Genomic DNA, 21866 nt, shown 5'->3' with positions numbered 1-21866 from the left:
TGTCCTTTATTATTCTTTTAAATTATTCAGTTACGCTTTTAATAACAAGTGAGTAGCTGCGCTATTGCTTTTGTATTTTATCCCTTTTGGTAAAGTATCCAAACAATGCCTACCCCTGCAGAGTAGCCAATAACGTCATTGACTAAAGGGCTATTTTCTTGCTGACTACCGTGCAACGAGTATGCACTTATATAAGCAGCTAGCCATAGCTTTTTGTGTTTCCATACTAAGCCGGTTGATACATTAGTGCCGGCATAACCGCCATTGGCATTATATGCACTGCGAGTAGCTGTTTGATATTGACTGTCTACGCCATAAAAGTAATGCGCTAACTCATCATTTGCGGTATTAATATCAAGGGCGTTAGCCCATTCAAGGGTGCTGTTATCATTAAAGCTAAAGGTTTTTTGATGTGCCAAGCGTAAACCAGTACGCCAACCAATATCATCAAAACCTCTGAAGTCGGTTGCGATAACTTTACGGGTGTATAGCTCCGCTAATAAATAATCATCACTGTTAGGTTTTCCTTGCCAGTAATGCTTAATGGATGGTCCTAATTCAAATGACCAGTCAATATCTGGCATATTTCGACGGGTTTTATTATCGTCACTATTCACAGGAATGCCTGCCGACATTGAAATATCTAAATACCAACCGTTATCTTGCCATAACCAGCCCGTTAAACCTTCTCGGTCGATAGAGAGCTTTTCACTTTCATAATGAAAATAAGGTAGTGGCACTACATAGGTTTGATATTCATTAGAGCCAGGATAATCGGCAGTATGTAGTGAAAAAGCACCAATGCCTAATTCAACTTTACTATTCGCGTAAACAGCAGGGCTGATAATGTTGCTTAGCATAATAAAACAGAGTGTTAGTAAACGATTATTCATTGGTCCAACGCTTAAATATTAAAGAGGTATTAATACCACCAAAGGCAAAGTTATTCGACATAACATAGTCAGTATTAATCGCTCTATTACTGTCTTGAATATAATCAAGTGGTGCACATTGTGGATCGATATTAGCTAAATTAATGGTTGGTGCAAAACTGTTGTCATTCATCATGTTAATACATGCCCAAGCTTCAATTGCACCACAAGCACCTAAGGTGTGACCTAAATAACTTTTAAGCGAACTAATTGGCACTTTTCCCAGAGCATTATAAGTGGCTTGTGACTCAGCAATATCACCTTTTTCAGTTGAAGTGCCGTGAGCATTAACATAACCAATTTTTTCAGCGCTAATATGTGCATCTTCAAGAGCAAGCTCCATTGCGCGTTGCATGGTTTCTGCTGTAGGTTGTGTTACATGGTTGCCGTCTGCATTGGAGCCAAAACCGACAATTTCAGCTAAAATAGTGGCACCTCGTGCTTGCGCTGAGGAAAGCTCTTCAAGTATTAACGTGCCAGCACCTTCACCAATTACTAAACCGTCTCGGTTTTGATCAAAAGGGCGCGGTGTTGCTTTAGGCTTTTCATTCGCAATACTGGTTGCAAATAAGGTGTCAAAAACAGCCGCACCAGATAAACAAAGTTCTTCTGCGCCACCTGCAATCATTATTTTTTGGCGACCAAATTTTATCGCCTCGTAGGCATAACCAATTCCTTGGGAGCCTGATGTACAAGCAGAGCTAGTAGTAATAGTACGACCTTTAACACCAAAGAAAACCCCAATGTTCACAGGTGCGGTGTGACTCATCATTTGAATGTAACTGGTAGCGGTAATACCATCCATAGTGTTGTTATTTAATAACTCACCAAAAGCGATAATAGGGGGGGTTGAACCTGAAGATGATCCGTATGAAATACCAGTATCGCCATTAATTAAACTTGGGTGGGTCAATAAGTCGGCTGCAATCAAAGCTTGTTCGGTTGCGGCTGTCGCCATTAATGACACTCTTCCCATAGCGCGTATTTGTTTACGTTTATAGTGCGCTGGTTTGATAAAATCTTTTACTGGAGCACCTAAGCAGGTATTTAAGCCATTAACCGTTTGCCATTGCGGCATAATTTCTACGGCATTTTCGCCTTTTTGTAATGCGGCGCTAAAACTTGGCCAGTCTTGGCCTAGCGCGGTAATTGTTGACATTCCAGTAACTACAACTCGTTTCATTACGCTAATCCACCGTTAATTGAAATGGTTTGGCGGGTAATATATGCAGCGTCGTCTGACATTAAAAAAGCGACAGTGGCGGCAACTTCTTCAGGTTGTCCCATGCGGCGCATAGGTACCATTTTAAGAATGTCGTCGGTGGCTAAATCGTCTGTCATTTCTGTAGCAATTAAACCTGGTGCGACACTATTCACAGTAATTTTTCGTTTAGCTAGCTCTAATGATAATGCTTTTGCTGCACCAATAATCCCTGCTTTAGCGGCGCTGTAATTTACTTGCCCACGGTTACCGGTAATACCTGAGACAGAGGTCATTGCGATAATACGTCCACCTTTTCGTGTTTGAATCATGGGCATTACTATTGGATGAATAACATTGTAAAAACCTTCTAAACCGGTTTTTAATACCACATCCCAATCATCGCCAGACATTGCAGGGAAAGCCATATCTCGGGTTAATCCAGCATTACATACCACGCCATAATATGCGCCATGTTCTGCGATATCGGCTTCAATTATTTGTTTAGCAAGGGCTCTATCACAAACATCAAACTGAATAATATTAGCTTGTTGTCCAAGTGCTTCAATAGCTTGTTGTGTTTGTTGTGCTTGTTCAATACCTGTACGACAATGTACTGTAATATCAAATCCTTGTTGTGCTAATTTGATTGCAATGGCTTTACCAATACCACGGCTAGAGCCCGTTACTAATACACGTTTACTCATGAGTTTTCCTTGATAAATTGACTCGCGTCTTCAGGTTGAAAGGTGTTTACTTTGGCTTCAGCAAGTAGATTGTCGCCGTGTTTAATCGTGCAGTTGAACACACTTAAGCCTGAAGGCTCAATGTAAAGCTCTTCAATGAAAATATCGAGTTTGCTATCACACGAAAAACTGGCTTGGTGTGTTAAGAATTTTCGACTACCCAACAAAAAACCAACCTGAATAGTGCTATTGTTATCTAATGCTTTTGCGCCAGCATAAGCGGCAATAGCTTGTGCCATATATTCAATACCAATATAGCTTGGTACTCCAGCAATATCTTTTTGGTAAAAGGGGGAAGTCTCACTAATGTCTACCCAACAATGTGCCGTGGTTTGATCATAATCCGCTAAGCCTGAGATTAAAATCATGGGATCTCGATGAACAATTAATTGTTCAATATCGTAGCTATGCACTGTTTTTTCCTAATATTAAGCTGATGTTATTACCGCCAAAGGCATATGAATTAGACAAACAATAACGGACTTTTTTGGTGGTATTGTCGTCGACTAAATTGATTGCTGCTAAAGAGGGATCGATTTTACCATTATTCACGTTGCTTGGTAGTGTATGGTTTTCACTTTGATTTTGTAAAAGTAACCAACACAAACCCGCCTCAAGTGCGCCCGCTGCGCCTAATGTGTGGCCAGTATAACGTTTTGTTGAACTAGCTAACACGCTACTACCAAACAAACGATGTACTGCCTTGGCCTCCATGTCATCATTTTTTGGTGTGCCAGTGCCATGTAAATTAATATAGTCGATGTCGCTGGCTGATAAATTGGCACCTTTAAGTGCCAATGCCATTGACTGGTAAGCACCGTCACCCTCAGGGTGAGGCGCTGAAATATGGTAAGCGTCAGAGCTTTCGCCAGCAGAGCATAAGTTGATGCTATCGTTATTGCGGCTCATTAAAAAGAGCGCTGCGGCTTCGCCAATATTAATGCCATCTCGCTCAGCACCAAAAGGATTACAAAGCCCTGCTGATACTGACTCAAGTGCACTAAAGCCATTAATGGTGAGTTGGCTTAACGCGTCAACGCCGCCGCAAAGTACCACATCAGCAATATTGCTTTCGAGTAGCATTTTAGCGGTTGCTAGTGATTTTGCACTGGAGCTACATGCGGTAGAAATACTATAAACAGGGCCTTGTGCGCCACAAACATGGGCAATAAATTGTGCGGGTGCTGCCATTTCTTGCGTCGCATAATGGTAGTCTTTAGGTATGTTACCGTTTGCTAATAACTGCGATCGGGCACGTTCACCTGATAAAATACCTGACGTGCTAGTACCAATAACTACAGCAATACGTTGCTTATCTATATTACCGGTGAGCTGTGTGAAAGTGTGCGCTATTTGCTGAAAAGCCTGCAATGCCAATTGATTATTTCGACTGTTAAAGTGGCTTGGGTAAGCTGACAAACATGGCAACTCTGCATTAACTTCACCGACAAAAACAGGAGTACCATCTAAGTGTAAGTCGTCTCTTTGGCTGAGGAATTCAGTTGAGTGATCTTGGCGTTGTATTGCTGTAAGCACCTGTGCTTTATTGTTACCTAACGCACAGTTTATACCTAAGTCATGTAGAAAAGTTGCCATAGTTACGACTCAATTGGGCTAATTAATAATTGATAATTTCTAGTAAGGTGATCAAAGCTTACTTGTGTGTTTGTGATGGTAATTTTAATAACGCTTTTATCGTTGGCGATTACTTTACGTAATAGCGCATCGCCATGCTTTTCTTCGGTGATTATTGCGCCATTTAACATAGTATTGAGCGTGGTTATTGGCCAATACACTAATTGAAAGTCAGCCATAATAAAAGCAGGCTCTATCGCTGTTAAGTTAACATAACTTTTTGATGTTATGGTGCCATCAGCCAAAGAAGCCATTTCAAATAACGGTATTCCTTGTAAACTTACTGCGACTACATCAACTTTTGGCTCGCTAATTTGTACTTGCATTAATACACTGTAACGTTTGTTTTGATGATTAATAGCGAGTAAATGCTGAAAATCCTGCCCCACTAATTGTGCTGGCGCTTTTGATAGCAACAGTGTTACCTGCTCAGCAATTGTTATTTGTGGCGCAATTTGTTGCTCAGCATTAGTTGTCTGTTGATTACGGGCACAACCACTAAGCAGCAATAGCAGTATTAAGCTAAATATTTTTACTGGCATAAATCGACAAGTACCTTAAAGCGACGTTCGCTTTGCGCAACATAAGGATTAGCGGTGTCCCATGCATATCCAGCTAAAATTGAACTGATCATGCTTTTGACGTTTTTTTCTTGTTTTTGATAAAAAATAACATCTTGAAAACCGCCCTCATACCAAGCACTCACAAAGGTTTTAAAGCAATCAACGCCAGCACGTAGTGGCTTTTCAAAATGCTCAAAAAAATCAACATGCTCACCTTGTAAATATTTATCTACCTGTGGCGCAATAAGTGCCGATGAACATAAGGCGATGGTAATACCTGAGGAAAATACGGGATCTAAAAACTCACCCGCATTGCCGAGTAAAGCATAGTTTTTACCCGTTAAGCCCGTTACATCAGCCGAGTAACCTTGCAAGGTATTTACAGGGTTAGCCCAGTTAGCCTCACCGAGTAATCGTGCTAGATTAGGAGCTTGGTAGATAAAATCTTTTAATATCACCTCAGGAGTCGCCTGTGCATCAAATTGCTCAGGTCGACCAACAACACCAATACTGGCGGTACCATCTGAAAAAGGAATTAACCAATACCATATATCAGCATGTTTAGGGTGTACGGTAATAAGTATTTTATTGCGGTCAAAGTCAGCAGCGCTGATCTTATCTTCAACATGAGTGAAATAAGAATGCCTCACGGGGAAAACCGACGGTTTTTCCAATGATAAAAATTTTGGCAGCACACGAGCAAAGCCACTAGCATCGAGTAAAAATTTAGCCTTAACGTGGTAATTATTGCCCGCTTCATCAGTAATGGTTAATTCAGGTTGCTCAGGCTCAACATTAACTTCTACTACTTGGTGACCAAAGCGAACTTCAACACCCGCTTTACTGGCACCATCAGCAAGTAGTTCGTCAAAGGCGGCACGCTTTACTTGGTAGGTTGTACCGGGTCCGTCGCTAAACTTTTCGGTGAAATCAAAAAAAGTATCTTGCCCATTTTTATGAAACGCTGCGCCATCTTTATATTGAAAAGCTAAGCTATCAGCGTGTTGGTGAAGTGAGTCGACTAAGCCAGCTTGCGCTATAAAGGTCATGCATTGTGGCAGTAAGCTTTCACCAATTGAGAAACGCGGAAAATACTGTTTTTCAATCACCAATACTTTATAGCCACGTTGTGCTAATAATGTTGATGCTACGGCACCTGAAGGCCCAGCACCAATAACAACCACATCAAAAAATTCTTTATTCATATTTTCCTCTAATGGTTAATGGTGCAATAAAGTAGATGCAAATTAACCCAATAACTACCGTTAAACCAAAACTAAAAATGGCCGGTGTTTTACTCACTACCAACAAACCAAAAACAAAGGCTGATGACAGTGCTGATAATGTTATCGCGATCACATTCATAGGATGTAAAGCACGACTTTGATAAAAAATAAGATAATCAATTGCTAAGGCTAAAATTAATACCAAAGCTAACGCGTTAAATATATTTAACGGCCCTTGTATAACATTGCTTAATAGCAACGAAATAATAATAGTAGCGAGTAGCGCTGCACCGGCATTAATCGCTGCGCGCGTCGTAAATTTTTTCCACAAGACGACAGTAAAAATAGCGATGGCAATAACTAGCCACAATAATAAGTTTTCACGAGCTAAAGTCATTAAATCAGATAATTGTGCTGCTTTATCAACAAGCATTACTTTATTGGCGTAAGGCGAAATCAGCTTTGCTAGTTTCGCCTTATCAATATTACTCACTTGCATGAGTGTGGTTACCGCCTGACTATCGCGATAATAAAACGGAGACACTAATGACTTTATTGGCGATTTTAATGCGTCTTCAACAGTTAACAAAGTGAATTGAGGGAAGGTGATTTTTTGCGTTAATAAGGTATTAATTTGCGTAAAGGTTTGGTTATTTTCTGCATTACTAAGCAACTGATAGTTTTCTTGCTGACTTTTTGCTGAAGGCACCCAATTACTGATAGCGCTCACTTGCGCTTTGCTTTCGGTAGACATTATTGCTTGGTTAAGCAGCTCTTCTAATTCAAGCGCCGCTTGGTTGTTATTAGCACGAATGAGTAATCTATGGTGATTCGTACCAAAGAGTAACTGTTGATGGCTTTGCTCGTTAGCTAATAGCTTGTCACTGCTGGCACTTAGCAGAGCAATATTATCGTCGAATGTTAACGGTGTAAAAACTTGCTTTGCCAGCAATAAGCCAAGACTTAGTAACACAACCATTAGCATATTCTTGCGGTTTGATGCCATGATACTGGCAAGTTTTTGCCCTGTAGTTTTAAGGCGGCTATCGTTGATGGCTTTATTCGCGAGCTGCGGTACTAAGGTAAATACAGCGACAATTGCGCCTGTTAAGCCGAAAATTATAAAAGTGGCAATTTGCGCAAAAAAGCCAATCGGTGTGAATAAAAACATAGCATAACCAATCGCTGTAGAAGCAAAACCTAACAATATGGCATTGCGCACTGCGTTATTGTGTAGGTTCGTATCGCCTTGCTCTATTTTGTCGGTTAAATAGTGAAAGCAGTAGTCAATGGCAATACCAATTAAGGTGATACCAAAAACAAAACTGATCAGGTGCACCTCTTTAAAAACAATAAATAATGCTAGTAATCCATAGGTTATCGCATTGGTTAAGGTTAATAACACCGCAGATAATGCTTGTATACCTTGGAAGAAGTACCACACTAAAATTATCATCGCTATTAAACTTAAACTGCCAAAAAGTGACATTTCAAAAGCCGCTTGTTGCGCATTTTCACTCGTATGGAAAACAATACCTGAATATTTTATTACGCTGTTTTGATAAGTACTTTGTATAGTATTTAGTGTATTTAATAATTCGGTCGCGAATAGCTGAGCATTAACAATATCTTTAGCTTGTTTAGGTAAATCAACAATAAGTATTGCTACTTCACCTTGCGGTGTTTGTTTTACTAAACGGCCATCTTGTTGCGAGATTCCGTTAGTATTCACCAGTGCTTGTTCAATAAAGTTACCAATCATTAAGCTAGGATCAAGCTCAAATGAGGCTTGAACAAAAGGGTTAGCCGACTCACTCAGTTTACTTAATATTTGCTCGTCAAAATTGTCACCCCGCTCTAAACTTTGTTTATTGGCAACAGAAAGTAAGCTGCCTTGATATTGACTATAAAAACGTGCAATTTCGTTAATGTCAGGGTTGACTTTTTCACTACTTAACCAGCCTTTTTTTGTAAAATCTTGGTGGGCTTGATCGTGCGCTTTTAAGTGTTGTTCGCCGGTAAAAGACAGTACAACTTTACTTTGGTGTTGGTTAAAAAAAGCCGCTTCGCTTTGCTGCCACTGAACGCCACTTGCAGAGTCTTCTGTTGGTAACAAAGCTAACATATCAGCTTGAAAGTGGACTTTGTTAGTGATTAACATTGCCACAACAACAATGAGACTAAAGGATAGCTGTAATGCACCTAATAGCGCGACTCTTCGACTGCTATTGTTGTGATGCTTAGTCCTTGTCATAGTGTATTCCTTTGGCAACTGCGGAGATATTATTTGCTATGTGCGACATCTTCAGCGCTATTTTTTGAACTTTGTCGGGTGTAGCTTAGCATAATGTCGGTTTTGTTGTGTTGAGCATCAAGCAAGGTGATTTTGTCAACCTGACCTGCACCGCATAAGGTGAGTGAATTGATCACTTTGCTTACGTCGCTATCTTTTGGCAAAAGCGTTATACACTGGGCAACATTCGCGGTGAAAAATGAAAACTCATCGGTAAGTTCGTGAAAGTCACCAGCAATGAGTAGGCGAATAATGCTGGAAAACCCTAACGCGTGTGGCATTGGTTTTTTTACTCCTGCTTCTTCAATATAGAGCATACCTTGCTCAAAAATAATGGCACTTTTGGCGGGTTTAAGCGTTTGCCATATAAAATCCTGCTGATTAATGCTAAACGTGCCTTTAGAAACAAAAGGTTTTTTCAACACTTTAAAATACTTATGCTGCGTAAATTGACCTTGGCGCTGCATATTTTTAGTTAATAATAAAATGTTAGTAGCTTGCTGCGTGCTTAGTTCGGTTTTAATATTTTTTTTGGCTGCGATATCTTGTTTGCTATCTTGCGCCAGTGCGGTATTGATAAATATCGTCATTAATAGCGACAATAACAGCGATATTAAAGGGAGTGTTATTGGCATTATAGTACCTTGGCTATTTTAGTTAGCAGTACCGCAGGGCTCTCAAATTGCATTTCTTTACTTTGCATGCATACCGCGACTTGTGTGGTGGTTGCTTTGGTAAGCTTTTTACCCGTTTGTGCATCAGAAATAATGTAATCTATTTTTAAGCGCTGCTCGTACTCTTTTAAAAAGGCTTCAATTTTTATTTGTTGAGTAAAGACCGTTGCTCCAACATATTTAATACGCATATCAATAATTGGCCACATATAACCTGAGTCGTACATATCATTGTAATCGTAGTTAAATAGGCGTAATAATTTACAACGCGCTAATTCTAGATAGCGTGCATAATTACCGTGCCACACTACTTGCATAGGGTCACAGTCATGAAAGGGAACTTCATAAAACTCACTTGCCGATAATAAGGCGTTGTTACTGTTCATTTTTATTACTCGTATAGCGACCAGCGTTGATTTTGAATAGCATCAACTGTAAAACGTAAGACTGGCTCTAGTGGACGATCTTCACTGAGAGTTTCAAAAAAACTATCAATATCGTCATACATTGCTTTAATGCATGGCGATAAGCTATCGTGATCAAGCTCATTATTGATAATTCTTAAACGTACGCCTTGTACTGCCGCTAACAAAGTACTCGCTAATACTTGCTCGGTAAGTTGCAATACACGTAAAGCATCGCGTGCGGCTATGGTGCCCATGCTAACTTTGTCTTGATTATGACATTCGGTTGAGCGTGAAAAAACACTGGCAGGCATAGTGTGTTTTAATGCTTCTGCCGTATAAGCCGATGCGCCGATTTGTACCGCTTTAAAGCCATGATTGATAAACCGACGTTGATCACAACTTGCTGATAAATTAGAAGGTAAACCATTGTTGTAACGGGTATCAACTAATGAAGCAATTTGGCGATCGGCTAAGTCAGCTAGGTTGGCAACCGCGGTTTTTAAACTGTCCATTGCCATCGCGATATGGCCACCGTAAAAATGTCCGCCGTGTAAGACATGCTCACCTTGGCCATCAATAATAGGGTTGTCGTTGGCTGAGTTTAACTCGTTCTCAATTAAGCTTCTGAAAAAGCCTAAGCTGTCTTGTAAAACACCAATCACGTGTGGCGCACAGCGAATAGAATAGCGGTCTTGCAAACGATCAGAATTACGAGGATGCTCATAATGATTTAAGTCTTGTCTGATCCAAGTAGCAATTTGCTGTTGGCCAGGGTGTGGTTTTACCGAGAATAAAATTTCATCAAAATGATGGCTATTCCCTTGTAATGCCAAGCTGGAAAGGGCGGTAATTCTACTGGCTAATTTGGCAAGATATTCTGAGCGATTAAAAGCTAAACATGATAAAGCTGTCATCACCGCTGTGCCATTCATAATGGCTAAGCCTTCTTTCGGGCGCAAAGTTATTGGTTGTAAATTTACTTCATTAAGTACTTCACTACTCGGTCTAATTTCGTTGTTATAATAAACCTCACGTTCGCCAATTAAGGCGCCTGCAACATAAGATAATGGCGTTAAGTCACCACTTGCGCCAACTGAGCCTTCTTGTGGAATAACAGGCACAATATTTTTGTTAATAAAGCTAACTAGCAAGTTTAATAGTGGCCAGCTAACGCCTGAATAACCTTGGCTTAACGAAGCAAGACGCGTTGCTAAAATGGCTCGGCCTTGTTCTGGGCTAAATGAATCGCCTAAACCACAACCATGAAAACGCGTCAAATGCAGTGGTAGTTCTTTCACTAAATCAAGAGGAATGTTCACGGTAACTGAATCGCCATAGCCAGTGGTAACACCGTAAATAACCCCTTCTTCTTCGAGCAACTTATCTAAAAAGCGCACAGCAGAGTCTATTTTTTCTTTGAATAATTCATCGTTAGTAATTTCAACGCTATTTTCTTGCTTGGCAATTGCAACGATATCTTCAATGGTTAATCGTGTTGCGCCAAAAGTTATTGCCTGCTTGTTCACTGTTTACTTTCTCCGTTGCTCTCTTTTCGACTCACGGCTTGGTCTTGCTGCCAAAAATCATAAAAATTAAACCATTGCTGCGGGTATTTCGCGGCATAAAAACTCAGTCTATCAGCATATAGGTTAATGAATGATTCAAGCACTTGAGTACGTTGTTTTCTAGGTAAAGCTAATTCGTCGCTGACATGTTCAAAGATTACTCGAAACTTCTTACCTTCTTTGAGACAAAATAACCAATAAATAGGGCACTTTAATAATGCCGCTAAAATAAAAGGACCTTGTGAAAAAGGAGCGTCTTTACCAATAAATGGGCTATACACAACTCTACCAGCCACTGAAACACTGGTCCGGTCTCCGACAATGACAATGATTTCACCTTGATTAACTTTTTCTTGCAAACTAATTGCCAGTTCAGGACCAATATTACTTAACTGAATTAAGTTAACGCTGACATTATCAGCTGCCTTCTTTAATACTTCATTGAACTTGATCGCATTTTCAGTGAAAACCAAGACATTAATAGGTATATGGTACCGCCCCTGACTTAGTGCGCGGCAAACTTCAATATTACCTAAATGAGAGCCAATAAAAATAGCTCCCTTTTTGTTCTCAATAATGCTTTGCATAACCCCGTCTTGATTATAAATAATGTCGGCGGTGGTGATATTACCAAGCCAAGCATCTATTTTATCAAAGGCAGAATCTGCAAACGCTAAAAAGTGCTTTAAGCCAGCTAGCCATGAGGCGCTTTTTTTATTGCCGTTGTAATAGTTAACTTGCGTTAAAAAGTCACGTGACGCTGTGCGTGCTGCTTTACCTGTGGCGTAAATATATAGCACTACAGGGAATAAAAAAATCAATAATATTCTGCGGCCTAGCAGTCGATAAATGGCAAAGAGTAACTTCATACCAAGCAAAGAGCCACGCTCTTCAATATTGGCCCAATGTTTGTTTTTTGTCATGACAACCAGCGCTTAATGTTTTTGTAGAGCAAAGCTGGGCTGCGGATTAACATGCCGAAAAATAAACGTGTATGCATCCAAGAAATTCTAATGTTGTCTTCTAAAGGGCGAAAGTGAGAACTGCCGTCCTCAGGATAAATAACTTTAGTGGGCACAAAAGTAATAGGGCAGTTTTGCCAATAAAGACGCACCAGTACTTCGGTATCAAAATCCATACGATTACCTAAGGCAACTTTATCACTAAGGATATTGTATGCCGCTAACGGATAAACGCGAAAGCCGCACATACTATCTTTTACTTGTAGCGATAAGGTTTCAATATAAACCCAGACATGGGTGATGTAACGCGCAAAATACCGATGCTTTGGAATTGACTCATCATACATTGGTGTACCTGAAATCAGTGTCAGTGGCGATGCTTTAGATAAGTTGATAAACGTATCAATATCATTCAAGTCATGCTGACCATCAGCATCGACTTGTAATGCATGGCTAAAACCTTGCTGATAAGCGTAACTTAACCCTGTTTGTACGGCCGCACCTTTGCCTAAATTACGCTGGTGGTGTAGTAATGTTATGCTCGGTTGCTCGGTTGCTAGTGTGCGTAGCGCCAGTTCGGTATTGGTATCACTGCCATCGTTAATCACAATAATAGGCAGCTTATACTGAATTAACTTATTGATAAACGATGAAAACTTATGGATATGATTGTAATTAGGAATAATAAAGCAATATGACATTAGTTTTCCTCTAAAACAATGCGACCAGAAGAATGTGTACCGTGTTCAGAATAAAACTTGAAGGTAAATTTAACCTCGCTTTTTTGTTCTAACTCTAAAAAGACTTGGGTATTTGGCGTGATCACTAATTGGTATTTTAATACTTCGACTTGCTTTACTGCATGGGGTTTTAATGACAAGTATTGTTGACCAAAATTAACAGCCCAGTCGAGTTGTACCACACCAGCAAGTATTGGAGCCGTAGGAAAATGTCCTTTAAAATAATCGAGACTAGGCTCAACCATAAAAGTCAGTAGCGCTCCGTGTGTTGTTTTTTGATGGTGAGTTATTTCTACTTGGGTATTTTGCAAACTAGTCAAATACCTTCTCCAAAGCTGCCTGGGTTAATTTTCCCTGCAGATTATAAGGTAATTCGCTTAGGTAGCGCCATTTTTTTGGAAGACAAAGAGCATTAAACTTTTCACTTAAGGTTTGTTTTAACTGCTGATTCATTTGAAGCTTGCTGAGCTCACTTTGCGCCATTTTCCCCGTTGGTGTTAAAACTATAACGGCTGCGAGGACATCTCGCTGCCCTTGCTTTACAATAATACGTGCCTCATCAATCCACGGGTGCACCGTTAAGCTTGCTTCAATATCTGATAAATTAACTCGTTTATCTTCAATTTTCACTGTACGGTCAGTGCGGCCTAGTAAGTTAAATTGTTGAGGTGAAATCAATTCAATAATGTCGTCCATGACAAACCAGTTATGTGCTGTAATTGTTGAACTGTCGGTTAAATAAGGTGAATTGAGCAGTAATTGTTGTGTTGTGTCATGGCATTTAATAGTAATGTCATGGAACACAGTCCAAGGCTCTGCTGGTAATGTTGTTACTTGTCGATGTGCAATACCGCCAGACTCTGTACTGCCGTAAACCTGAGTTATACCTAAACTTAATTGTTGAGCCAGTGTGAGTGCGTCATTATCATCCAACTTACCACCCGATGAAAAAATGCGATTAAAATTACTCGTATAAGGTGAGAAAACATTATCTTTTGATAAGCGCTTCAAAAAAGCAGGGCTGGAAATAAGGACAATATTATTATTCGCCTTGAGCAGATTCAGCGCGCTTTCAGGGTAATCTATTTGTCGTTCAAGGGTGGCTGAAATTTTTAACGGCCACAATAACCTAAACAACATACCGTAAATATGATGATGTGGCACTGTGGTAATAAATGTACTCTCAGCATTAATACGTTGGCTGTGCTCTGCAAAAGTAGTAATTAAACAGCTAAGCTCTTTGTTGAGCTGCCACCAGTGCTTTTCAATTAATTTTGCTTTACCAGTAGAGCCTGAGGTAGAAAATATTAACTTACCTGTGGTTGGCCACATCAATGTATTACTTAGTTGTGATTTGTCAGCTATATCATTTTCATCATCAATAACTGAGCGCTCTAACGAGTAAAAACCTGCGGGGAAATTAGCTGAGCCAGCTGAAAATTGACTAAACTGTTGCAACTCTTTGAGCGTTTCAGGTTGACTATTATTCGGAATATAAATGGTAATACCGTGCTGTGCTAAGGCAAATAACCGTACGGCAAAGCGGTATGTATTGCTTTCATTTAACACCACCGCGTTAAGTTGTGTTTTATTGAACTGTTGTATTTTTTTGTGAAAAAAGGCAACGTCTTGTAAAAAATTTTCTCCGGAAAAATCCCCTTCAGCTAAAGAAAATAAAGGCGATTTTTTGGCTAAGTACGATAAGTTAGTCATGAGAGTGTTTCGCTTTAACACGTTGTCGAACAAGCCATTCAACGGTCATCAAAGTCCCCATTAATAAATAAGCAATTAAGCCGTTGTATAAGGTCCATGTTTCGATACTGGTAAATAGTGCAGTGTACAACGAAATAGTGCCATTAATAATAAAAAATACACACCAAACACGGGTAACATTTTCAGTATAAGGAATGGCTGATGTCGGTAAATTGGGCTCTTGAAGGCGAGCGAGGGTTTCAATAATGCTCGGCTTTTTAAGTAATGAATAAGCAAATATTGCTAACATTGATAAGTTGATCACCAAAGGGTATAGCAAAACGCCAATACTAATATCAAAAATTGCGGTCAAGGCCAGTACAGCAATAACCGCAATAAAGATGTGATTCATCCAAGGAATAGATTGCTTAATACGTTTGCTGAGTACTAATCGCACTAAAAATAAGCCAATAAGGGCAAAAGCTAAAGTACGATTCTCAAGGTATTGCAACCCAGTATAAACAGCTACTGGGTATAAAATGATTAACGTAAAAGAAAGCGCTACGAGGATTTTAGTCACAGAAATACTTAAGCAATCAGCTTTTCCATTTCGTTAACCACATCATTAATCGTTCTTACTTGTTTAAAAGCGTCAGGCTCAATTTTTTTGCCAGTAATGGTGCGTAGTCTTACCACTAAATCTACGGCATCAATGCTGTCTAAATCTAAATCTTCATAAAGATTAGCTTCGGCAGTAATTTCACTGGCGTCAATTTCAAACTCTTCTACTAATATGGTGCTTAGGGTGTCAAATAACTCTTGTCTCGATTTCATTGCTAGCCTACGTTTACTTGTTTTCGGTAATAAATTGGCTCAGGCTATTAACCGAGCTAAAGTGTTGCTTAGTGTCGTCTGAATTGGCATCAATTTTTACATTAAAGGTTTTTTTGATCGCTAAACCTAACTCTAATGCATCAATGCTGTCTAAACCTAAACCGTCAATGAACAGTGGCTCGTCATCTTGTATATCGTCAACACTGACATCTTCTAAATCTAATGTTTCTATAATGAGTGCTTTTAAATTAGCTTTTAAGTCCGTCATTATTGTGTATCTCCTCTCTAAAAAACTGCTCTAATTCACGGGTGAAAATACGTGAACCTTTACTTATAGGGGTTGATGTTAAATGTGTAAATTTTGGCGTAGTAGCTATCACTTTTAAACACACTTCAAATTTTTTTTCTGGTACCTGATACCACTTTTCTGTTTTTGTTAATGTTGCAGGCTCTACTTTTAGCGTTATACAACAAAGTGTTGCCTGACAACGTAAAGCAATATTAGCCGCACCTCGTTGAAACTTTATTGGCTTACCTGGCGTAGTGCGTGTGCCTTCAGGAAAAATAATTAAGTTATGACCTGCTTGTAACGCAGCATTACAATCTTGTATTAATTCTTCGGGATCATCATTGCTAATATAACCAGTATTGTTGATCACGCCTCGCATAAAAGGGTTTCTAAAAAGGTGAGCTTTTACAACACAATTAGCATTAGGTACGAGTGAAATCAATAATACCACATCTATTAATGAAGGGTGATTGGCAAGTATTAATTGTCCGGATATTTGTTGTAAATGTTGCCGTTCATTCACGTTAAATGTCGAAATACCTGTGATGCTCATAAAAGAGATAAAATGTTTAAATGTATGATGTACGGTAGTTCTTGCTAGTTTTTGTTGTTTAGCCGTGTCACGAATAAATAAACGTTGAATAGGTAAAACAAATAGCGCAATAAATAAACCGCCAAAACCGAATAAGCTAAATGCAATGCCCGTGGCGAGAATACGCCATAATTTATTTAACATGTTATTGCTCAACTCTGCTTAAACGCCATAACTTATCAGAAGATGACAAATTGCAGTGGCTTTGCGAGCTATTAAACCAGGTGACAAAATTAAGCGCCAAAGGCGTGCTGTTAGCAACGTTATCTTGTGTTGCGGTATGAGCGGTTGTTGAAAACCGAATGATTTCTGTATTAGGCGTTTGTTTCTCTATAGCCTTTGGGGCTTCTTCAACACGAGTAACTATACAGGCAAATGCGTGATCAACTTGACTTTCATCGGCATACTCTACATAAAACTCAGGTAGTGCTTGATCGGCATGAATTAATAATACTTGATCACAGTTATGGGAATGTAATCGAGCGTAAGCGTCAACCAAGGCCATTAAAAAAGATTCTTTTCCTGCTGAAATGGCAGAGCTTGGGGCAGTATTTTGGGTAAAAATAGAAAATAACCCCGGCACCGCATTATGTACTGATAAGCTAAAAGCGGTTGGTGATAATGGCTCTTTTTCGGCTAAATCATTTAATAACGCGGAAGTTTTGTCTAAATCACCATGGCGACTTGAAAATATAATGTCAAAAGCAGCGTTGGTTTGTTGGCTTGACTCATAAGCGCAGTGTAATGCTATTTTTGCAAATGGACTTAAACGACGTCTTTGCATAGGCTTTAACTGTGGTAAAGCAGGTAAATCAGCTTTACCAAATGAGTATTGTATAAATTTGTCACCTAATTGCTGCCCATTGCTGGCGGCAGATAAGCTAGTGAGATGAGAAATTTTTAGTGAAAAGTCCATGTATTAGTACTGTCGTTATTCAAAGACACTTAACGCAATTCTACCTTATTGAGTAAGAGCTTGTACAAAGATAAGCATTACTTTTTACTTAATCGTTAGTATTTCGATGTAGTTTATAAGGATTTAAGCTCATCTCTCCTCTAAGTTATTAGCCCCTAGTGTAGAGTTATTGTTTGAGCGTAATCGTGGTTATGATTAGGTTTTTCCCTGAAATTGTCACCATACCTTCTTGTTCTGTTGCGGTGACTTTAGCTAAACTGCCTTGCTCAAGTATTACTTGGCTTGCTAAGCTTTCAATTGTAGTAGTATCGGTTAAGCTATAAGCAAAAATGACACAAGATTTTTGTAATGGCACTGCAACTTGTTGCATTGTAGTGTAACTATTAACTTCTACTGAAGTGCTGTTTTGTTTAGTAATAACATTAAAGTCTTTAATAGCGCCGTTATGTAATAAGCCAGTGGTTTTATATGCACCATCAAATTTAGCAATATCAAGTAATTGAGTTAATTTATCAGTATGGTGTTCGTAGTGTTCTAAGGTTATGCCATTACCTTCAATTAATACTAAGTTACGCTCGTAGCCACTAAAATTAGAAAACTCACCGTCGTTAGCTACACTGGCAATACTTAAGCGCCAATCAAAATCATCTAAAGTAGCCCCATCATTAATCGCAAGTTCAGTGGTAAAACCTAAGCCGTTTTTCCAAGGAATAGTTTTAAAGTTATCAGGGGAAATAAGAGTGATCATATTGGTCTCAAAATAAAATATTTTAACGTAGAAGTAACCTGAATGAGCAGACTACTTTAGTATTTGTGAGTATAAGTCGCGATGATAGAGTGACTAAGTTGAAATAACAACTCTGTTACGGCCTTGAACTTTAGCGTTATATAATGCTTTATCCGCTCTGGCGATAAAGTCAGAGAGAGACTCGTTGCCTCGTTCAGCTAAACCAAAGCTTGCGGTAAGTTCTATATTATGGGGCCACTGATGTTCAGTAATCATTCTTCGAATAACTTCAGTACAAGCTGCCATTTGCGAGAGTGTCGTATTAGGGCAAAGCAATAAGAACTCTTCACCGCCCCAACGTGCAACAAAATCGGTATCGCGTGAGTTTTGACTAAGTAAATCAGTAAATTCACACAGAATGTCATCTCCTGCGGCATGCCCTAAGGTATCATTAATTTTTTTGAAAAAGTCTAAATCAATAAAGGCCACGGAAAGTGTTTGAATATCATCAAGTAATAAGCTATTAACGCCGGTTCTATTGAGTGCGCCAGTAAGTGGGTCTTGATTTACTTTGTCTCTTAATTGCTGAGTGTGTAACTTATTAAGCTTTTCTCTTTTTTGATGTGAATGATAAAGCAACAAAAATAGCGATGCATTAATCCATATACTCATTAAGGCAATATAAACATTTTCATTAGTAAAATACTTACCCGTAAAAACAATTTTATCGAGCTCGATTTGATATTTTCCAGGTTTAATACCGTTACCTGTTGCGAGCTCTAATACCATAATATTATCGAGCTCAGGGGCAGCATATTTCATCGGTAATTTTTGCTCAAAAACCCACCAAGGCGCTACTTGTAATGAAGTCAAAGGGATGTCTATTCTTGAGTTTTTACCGTATAAAAAGTATTCAGTACCGTTAAATTTCAAGGTGCCATCATCTTTCAGGTTAGAATAAACAGGATTAAAATTTCGTAATTGAAAACGCACCCCATGTGGTGCAAGATTGATATATTTAGCATAAATACTCACGGTATCAAAACTTGATAGGTCAATACCGAAAGGAGCACCCTTTGAAGAAAAGTCGTAAAACTGAATGGCTAACTCACAAAAAGGCCATAGGTAATCAGAAGCGATAATTTCACAAGATAAAATAATTTTTTCATTTTCAATAACATAAGAGCTCTTTGATTTTCCTGTTGCGGTACCTATGTCTGAAATTGCATTAATTTCAAAAGCTGTGTGCGCATCTATAGTGAATGATTTGTGCCAATAATGTTGCTGCATGAAGTAAATGAACCCCGTGATCATTAATAAACAAAGTACAACAGTCACTTCTAACTTGTTTTTACGCATGGGGTCTCTCTATATACAGCTAATCTGAGTCTATTTGAACATTAAAAAAGTTATTTAAATATGGCTATAGTGTTCAATTATGAATTGAATATGAATAATTAATTAGCGATATGTGTTTGATTATTAGATCTAGTTTAAGCTATTTTCTGTCATAGAACTCATTTATTAGTTAAGCGATTAGCGCTTGCTAAGCTGCCGTTGCTCAAGTTAGAATTATCATGCGTTTGAGAGAGCAATATTATTCAAACGTAACACTTGTCGGAGTGCCAAAGGCTGAGATCGCGAAAGCGGGATCCGTAAAACCTGATCAGATTAATATCTGCGTAGGAAACAAGAGAGAGTTAAACGTCCTAATGTAAATTTACGCCATACTCTTTTTGCCTCTTCTTTAGCGAAAAAACCGTTAAAGAAACTCCGCCTATTTTTATTTTTTTCTTATGTTTTATGCAATAACACAAGAAAAACAAAAACAAGGTGCGATCATGACTAACTCAATAAATGCTGATGATAAAACAGCAGAAAATACAGTAAAAAAACCACAAACACGCCGTGAAAAACGTGAAGCGGCCGCAGCATTTTTAAAAAATGTTTCAGACCAATCATTTCCAAATTCTAAAAAAATCTATGTTGAAGGTAAAATTCACGATATTAAAGTAGGTATGCGTGAAATCACCTTAACTGATACGTTAGTTAGCGGCAGTAAAGAAAATCCGGTGTATGAAAAAAATGAACCACTATGTGTTTATGATACTTCAGGTTTCTATACCGATGAAAATGTTGAAATAGATGTTCACAAGGGTATTCCACGTTTACGTGAAGCGTGGATTGATGCGCGTGACGATGTTGAAAAGTTCACGGTAACACACTCAAAGTTTGCCCAAGAGCGTCTTGATGATGAAGGTGTTGATGAGATCCGCTTTGAACACTTGCCGACTAAGCGCATTGCCAAAAAAGGTAAAAACGTTACGCAAATGCATTATGCAAAGCAGGGTATTATCACCCCAGAAATGGAATACATTGCCATTCGTGAAAACCTAAAGCGTGAACAAGTTAAAGATGAAATTCTTCTACAGCAACATAAAGGGCAGTCTTTTGGTGCGAGTATTCCTGAACAAATAACCCCTGAATTTGTTCGTGACGAAGTTGCTCGCGGTCGCGCTATTATCCCGGTAAACATTAATCACCCAGAATGTGAGCCAATGATTATCGGTCGTAACTTTTTAATTAAAGTAAACGCAAATATTGGTAACTCAGCAGTTACCTCAAGTATTGAAGAAGAAGTTGAAAAGTTAGTTTGGTCTACTAAATGGGGCGCAGATACGGTAATGGATTTATCGACGGGTCGTAATATTCACGAAACCCGTGAATGGATCATGCGTAACTCACCAGTACCTATTGGCACGGTACCTATTTATCAAGCACTTGAAAAAGTGAACGGTGTTGCCGAAGACTTAACGTGGGAAATTTTCCGCGATACCCTGATTGAACAAGCCGAGCAAGGCGTAGATTACTTTACTATTCACGCAGGCGTATTACTACGCTATGTACCTATGACGGCAAAACGTGTTACCGGTATTGTTTCGCGCGGCGGTTCAATTATGGCGAAATGGTGTTTAGCGCATCATAAAGAAAACTTTCTTTACACTCACTTTGAAGACATTTGTGAAATTTTAAAACAGTACGATGTTTCATTCTCATTAGGTGATGGTTTACGTCCAGGTTCAGTTGCTGATGCTAACGATGAAGCGCAATTTGCTGAGCTTCATACTTTAGGTGAGTTAACTAAAATTGCTTGGAAACATGAAGTACAAACAATTATTGAAGGTCCAGGTCACGTACCGCTTCATATGATTAAAGAAAATATGGAAGAGCAACTTGAGCATTGTGGTGAAGCGCCATTTTACACGTTAGGGCCATTAACTACTGATATTGCACCAGGTTATGATCATATAACTTCGGGTATTGGTGCTGCCAATATTGGTTGGTACGGCTGTGCCATGCTTTGTTATGTAACCCCGAAAGAACATTTGGGCTTACCGAACAAAGAAGATGTAAAAGAAGGCTTAATTACTTATAAAATTGCTGCTCATGCTGGCGATTTAGCGAAAGGTCACCCGGGTGCTCAAATTCGCGATAATGCCATGAGTAAAGCGCGTTTTGAATTCCGCTGGTACGATCAATTTAACATAGGTTTAGACCCTGAAACGGCTAAGGCTTATCACGATGAAACCTTGCCGCAAGAGTCAGGTAAAGTTGCACATTTTTGTTCAATGTGTGGCCCTAAATTCTGTTCAATGAAAATTTCACAAGAAGTACGCGATTATGCGGCTGATCTTGATAAAAATGCTATTAAAATTCAATTGCTTGATGAAACGGTCACCATAACCTCTGATGAAGCTATTGAAAAAGCGATGCAAGAAAAGTCGGCGGAATTTAAAGCCACAGGTAGTGAAATTTACCAACTTGCTGAGTAAGCATAGTAAATCATAATATTTGCTCTCATTTTGTTTATT

At 39.0% G+C, this 21866-nt stretch carries 23 protein-coding genes and 1 riboswitch; of the genes, 1 reads left to right on the top strand and 22 read right to left on the bottom strand.

What is annotated here, in order from left to right; all coding sequences use genetic code 11:
- Positions 1 to 77: 77 nt before the first annotated feature.
- The 22 genes from KO495_RS01600 to KO495_RS01495 all read right to left on the bottom strand — a co-directional run bounded on the left by KO495_RS01600 (position 78) and on the right by KO495_RS01495 (position 19353).
- Positions 78 to 893: a MipA/OmpV family protein gene (locus KO495_RS01600; protein WP_215978651.1), complete on the bottom strand. Its 816-nt coding sequence runs from the start codon at positions 891 to 893 to the stop codon at positions 78 to 80.
- The gene (locus KO495_RS01595) at positions 886 to 2115 is read right to left on the bottom strand and encodes a beta-ketoacyl-ACP synthase (protein ID WP_215978650.1); all 1230 of its coding nucleotides are present in this window, start codon (positions 2113 to 2115) and stop codon (positions 886 to 888) included. Before KO495_RS01595 ends, KO495_RS01600 begins: the two co-directional genes overlap by 8 nt.
- Positions 2115 to 2840: a 3-oxoacyl-ACP reductase FabG gene (gene fabG / locus KO495_RS01590; RefSeq protein ID WP_215978649.1), complete on the bottom strand. Its 726-nt coding sequence runs from the start codon at positions 2838 to 2840 to the stop codon at positions 2115 to 2117. The genes KO495_RS01595 and fabG overlap by 1 nt, the downstream gene beginning before the upstream one ends.
- Positions 2837 to 3292 carry a 3-hydroxylacyl-ACP dehydratase gene (locus KO495_RS01585; RefSeq protein WP_215978648.1) on the bottom strand — a complete coding sequence of 152 codons (456 nt, stop codon included), beginning with the start codon at positions 3290 to 3292 and terminating at the stop codon, positions 2837 to 2839. Before KO495_RS01585 ends, fabG begins: the two co-directional genes overlap by 4 nt.
- Positions 3285 to 4475, bottom strand: a complete 1191-nt coding sequence (locus KO495_RS01580; protein ID WP_215978647.1) for a beta-ketoacyl-ACP synthase — start codon at positions 4473 to 4475, stop codon at positions 3285 to 3287. Before KO495_RS01580 ends, KO495_RS01585 begins: the two co-directional genes overlap by 8 nt.
- 2 nt (positions 4476 to 4477) lie before the next feature.
- Positions 4478 to 5056, bottom strand: a complete 579-nt coding sequence (locus KO495_RS01575) for a DUF3261 domain-containing protein (RefSeq protein ID WP_215978646.1) — start codon at positions 5054 to 5056, stop codon at positions 4478 to 4480.
- Complete coding sequence (locus KO495_RS01570; protein WP_215978645.1) at positions 5047 to 6282, bottom strand: NAD(P)/FAD-dependent oxidoreductase; 1236 nt, start codon at positions 6280 to 6282, stop codon at positions 5047 to 5049. Before KO495_RS01570 ends, KO495_RS01575 begins: the two co-directional genes overlap by 10 nt.
- On the bottom strand, positions 6275 to 8557 hold the full coding sequence (locus tag KO495_RS01565) for a hypothetical protein (protein ID WP_215978644.1): 2283 nt from the start codon (positions 8555 to 8557) through the stop codon (positions 6275 to 6277). Before KO495_RS01565 ends, KO495_RS01570 begins: the two co-directional genes overlap by 8 nt.
- Positions 8558 to 8586: 29 nt before the next feature.
- Positions 8587 to 9231 (bottom strand): outer membrane lipoprotein carrier protein LolA, encoded by a 645-nt coding sequence (locus KO495_RS01560; RefSeq protein WP_215978643.1) that lies wholly within the window; start codon positions 9229 to 9231, stop codon positions 8587 to 8589.
- Positions 9231 to 9656 (bottom strand): acyl-CoA thioesterase, encoded by a 426-nt coding sequence (locus KO495_RS01555; protein WP_215978642.1) that lies wholly within the window; start codon positions 9654 to 9656, stop codon positions 9231 to 9233. The genes KO495_RS01560 and KO495_RS01555 overlap by 1 nt, the downstream gene beginning before the upstream one ends.
- Before the next feature lie 5 nt (positions 9657 to 9661).
- Positions 9662 to 11203, bottom strand: coding sequence for an aromatic amino acid ammonia-lyase (locus KO495_RS01550; RefSeq protein ID WP_215978641.1), 1542 nt, complete (start codon positions 11201 to 11203; stop codon positions 9662 to 9664).
- Positions 11200 to 12165: an acyltransferase gene (locus tag KO495_RS01545; protein ID WP_215978640.1), complete on the bottom strand. Its 966-nt coding sequence runs from the start codon at positions 12163 to 12165 to the stop codon at positions 11200 to 11202. Before KO495_RS01545 ends, KO495_RS01550 begins: the two co-directional genes overlap by 4 nt.
- Positions 12162 to 12905 (bottom strand): glycosyltransferase family 2 protein, encoded by a 744-nt coding sequence (locus KO495_RS01540; RefSeq protein ID WP_215978639.1) that lies wholly within the window; start codon positions 12903 to 12905, stop codon positions 12162 to 12164. Before KO495_RS01540 ends, KO495_RS01545 begins: the two co-directional genes overlap by 4 nt.
- Positions 12905 to 13264 (bottom strand): thioester dehydrase, encoded by a 360-nt coding sequence (locus tag KO495_RS01535; protein WP_252738747.1) that lies wholly within the window; start codon positions 13262 to 13264, stop codon positions 12905 to 12907. Before KO495_RS01535 ends, KO495_RS01540 begins: the two co-directional genes overlap by 1 nt.
- Positions 13257 to 14657 carry an AMP-binding protein gene (locus KO495_RS01530; RefSeq protein ID WP_215978638.1) on the bottom strand — a complete coding sequence of 467 codons (1401 nt, stop codon included), beginning with the start codon at positions 14655 to 14657 and terminating at the stop codon, positions 13257 to 13259. The genes KO495_RS01535 and KO495_RS01530 overlap by 8 nt, the downstream gene beginning before the upstream one ends.
- Entirely contained in the window at positions 14650 to 15216 is a 567-nt protein-coding gene (locus KO495_RS01525) for a hypothetical protein (protein ID WP_354668353.1), read from the bottom strand. The genes KO495_RS01530 and KO495_RS01525 overlap by 8 nt, the downstream gene beginning before the upstream one ends.
- A gap of 8 nt (positions 15217 to 15224) precedes the next feature.
- On the bottom strand, positions 15225 to 15470 hold the full coding sequence (locus tag KO495_RS01520) for an acyl carrier protein (protein WP_215978637.1): 246 nt from the start codon (positions 15468 to 15470) through the stop codon (positions 15225 to 15227).
- Between the two features lie 13 nt (positions 15471 to 15483).
- Positions 15484 to 15738 carry a phosphopantetheine-binding protein gene (locus KO495_RS01515; protein WP_215978636.1) on the bottom strand — a complete coding sequence of 85 codons (255 nt, stop codon included), beginning with the start codon at positions 15736 to 15738 and terminating at the stop codon, positions 15484 to 15486.
- Positions 15719 to 16495 carry a lysophospholipid acyltransferase family protein gene (locus KO495_RS01510; RefSeq protein ID WP_215978635.1) on the bottom strand — a complete coding sequence of 259 codons (777 nt, stop codon included), beginning with the start codon at positions 16493 to 16495 and terminating at the stop codon, positions 15719 to 15721. Before KO495_RS01510 ends, KO495_RS01515 begins: the two co-directional genes overlap by 20 nt.
- A 1-nt stretch (position 16496) precedes the next feature.
- Entirely contained in the window at positions 16497 to 17267 is a 771-nt protein-coding gene (locus tag KO495_RS01505) for a beta-ketoacyl synthase chain length factor (protein WP_215978634.1), read from the bottom strand.
- Between the two features lie 166 nt (positions 17268 to 17433).
- Entirely contained in the window at positions 17434 to 18015 is a 582-nt protein-coding gene (locus KO495_RS01500; protein ID WP_215978633.1) for a HutD family protein, read from the bottom strand.
- Between the two features lie 93 nt (positions 18016 to 18108).
- Complete coding sequence (locus tag KO495_RS01495) at positions 18109 to 19353, bottom strand: GGDEF domain-containing protein (RefSeq protein WP_215978632.1); 1245 nt, start codon at positions 19351 to 19353, stop codon at positions 18109 to 18111.
- 249 nt (positions 19354 to 19602) lie between these two features.
- Positions 19603 to 19700, top strand: a riboswitch (TPP riboswitch).
- Positions 19701 to 19835: 135 nt separating this feature from the next.
- On the opposite strand from KO495_RS01495, the gene thiC reads away from it, so the two are divergent.
- A complete protein-coding gene (thiC, locus tag KO495_RS01490; RefSeq protein WP_215978631.1) occupies positions 19836 to 21827 on the top strand; it encodes a phosphomethylpyrimidine synthase ThiC in 1992 nt (663 codons plus the stop codon).
- Positions 21828 to 21866: the final 39 nt, after the last annotated feature.

The organism is Colwellia sp. D2M02 (assembly GCF_018860755.1).
Lineage (GTDB): Bacteria > Pseudomonadota > Gammaproteobacteria > Enterobacterales > Alteromonadaceae > Colwellia > Colwellia asteriadis.
Note: the sequence above shows the minus strand (reverse complement) of the source record. Positions and strands in the feature narration are given on the sequence as shown.

Excerpts from the sequence above, each read along its gene's own strand:
- KO495_RS01545 (WP_215978640.1), bottom strand. The coding sequence starts at position 12,165 with ATGACAAAAAACAAACATTGGGCCAATATTGAAGAGCGTGGCTCTTTG.
- KO495_RS01530 (WP_215978638.1), bottom strand. The coding sequence starts at position 14,657 with ATGACTAACTTATCGTACTTAGCCAAAAAATCGCCTTTATTTTCTTTA.
- KO495_RS01570 (WP_215978645.1), bottom strand. The coding sequence starts at position 6,282 with ATGAATAAAGAATTTTTTGATGTGGTTGTTATTGGTGCTGGGCCTTCA.
- KO495_RS01560 (WP_215978643.1), bottom strand. The coding sequence starts at position 9,231 with ATGCCAATAACACTCCCTTTAATATCGCTGTTATTGTCGCTATTAATG.
- KO495_RS01540 (WP_215978639.1), bottom strand. The coding sequence starts at position 12,905 with ATGTCATATTGCTTTATTATTCCTAATTACAATCATATCCATAAGTTT.
- KO495_RS01505 (WP_215978634.1), bottom strand. The coding sequence starts at position 17,267 with ATGGACTTTTCACTAAAAATTTCTCATCTCACTAGCTTATCTGCCGCC.
- KO495_RS01595 (WP_215978650.1), bottom strand. The coding sequence starts at position 2,115 with ATGAAACGAGTTGTAGTTACTGGAATGTCAACAATTACCGCGCTAGGC.
- KO495_RS01510 (WP_215978635.1), bottom strand. The coding sequence starts at position 16,495 with ATGTTAAATAAATTATGGCGTATTCTCGCCACGGGCATTGCATTTAGC.
- KO495_RS01580 (WP_215978647.1), bottom strand. The coding sequence starts at position 4,475 with ATGGCAACTTTTCTACATGACTTAGGTATAAACTGTGCGTTAGGTAAC.
- thiC (WP_215978631.1), top strand. The coding sequence starts at position 19,836 with ATGACTAACTCAATAAATGCTGATGATAAAACAGCAGAAAATACAGTA.
- KO495_RS01520 (WP_215978637.1), bottom strand. The coding sequence starts at position 15,470 with ATGAAATCGAGACAAGAGTTATTTGACACCCTAAGCACCATATTAGTA.
- fabG (WP_215978649.1), bottom strand. The coding sequence starts at position 2,840 with ATGAGTAAACGTGTATTAGTAACGGGCTCTAGCCGTGGTATTGGTAAA.
- KO495_RS01500 (WP_215978633.1), bottom strand. The coding sequence starts at position 18,015 with ATGATCACTCTTATTTCCCCTGATAACTTTAAAACTATTCCTTGGAAA.
- KO495_RS01555 (WP_215978642.1), bottom strand. The coding sequence starts at position 9,656 with ATGAACAGTAACAACGCCTTATTATCGGCAAGTGAGTTTTATGAAGTT.
- KO495_RS01515 (WP_215978636.1), bottom strand. The coding sequence starts at position 15,738 with ATGACGGACTTAAAAGCTAATTTAAAAGCACTCATTATAGAAACATTA.
- KO495_RS01495 (WP_215978632.1), bottom strand. The coding sequence starts at position 19,353 with ATGCGTAAAAACAAGTTAGAAGTGACTGTTGTACTTTGTTTATTAATG.
- KO495_RS01600 (WP_215978651.1), bottom strand. The coding sequence starts at position 893 with ATGAATAATCGTTTACTAACACTCTGTTTTATTATGCTAAGCAACATT.
- KO495_RS01575 (WP_215978646.1), bottom strand. The coding sequence starts at position 5,056 with ATGCCAGTAAAAATATTTAGCTTAATACTGCTATTGCTGCTTAGTGGT.
- KO495_RS01565 (WP_215978644.1), bottom strand. The coding sequence starts at position 8,557 with ATGACAAGGACTAAGCATCACAACAATAGCAGTCGAAGAGTCGCGCTA.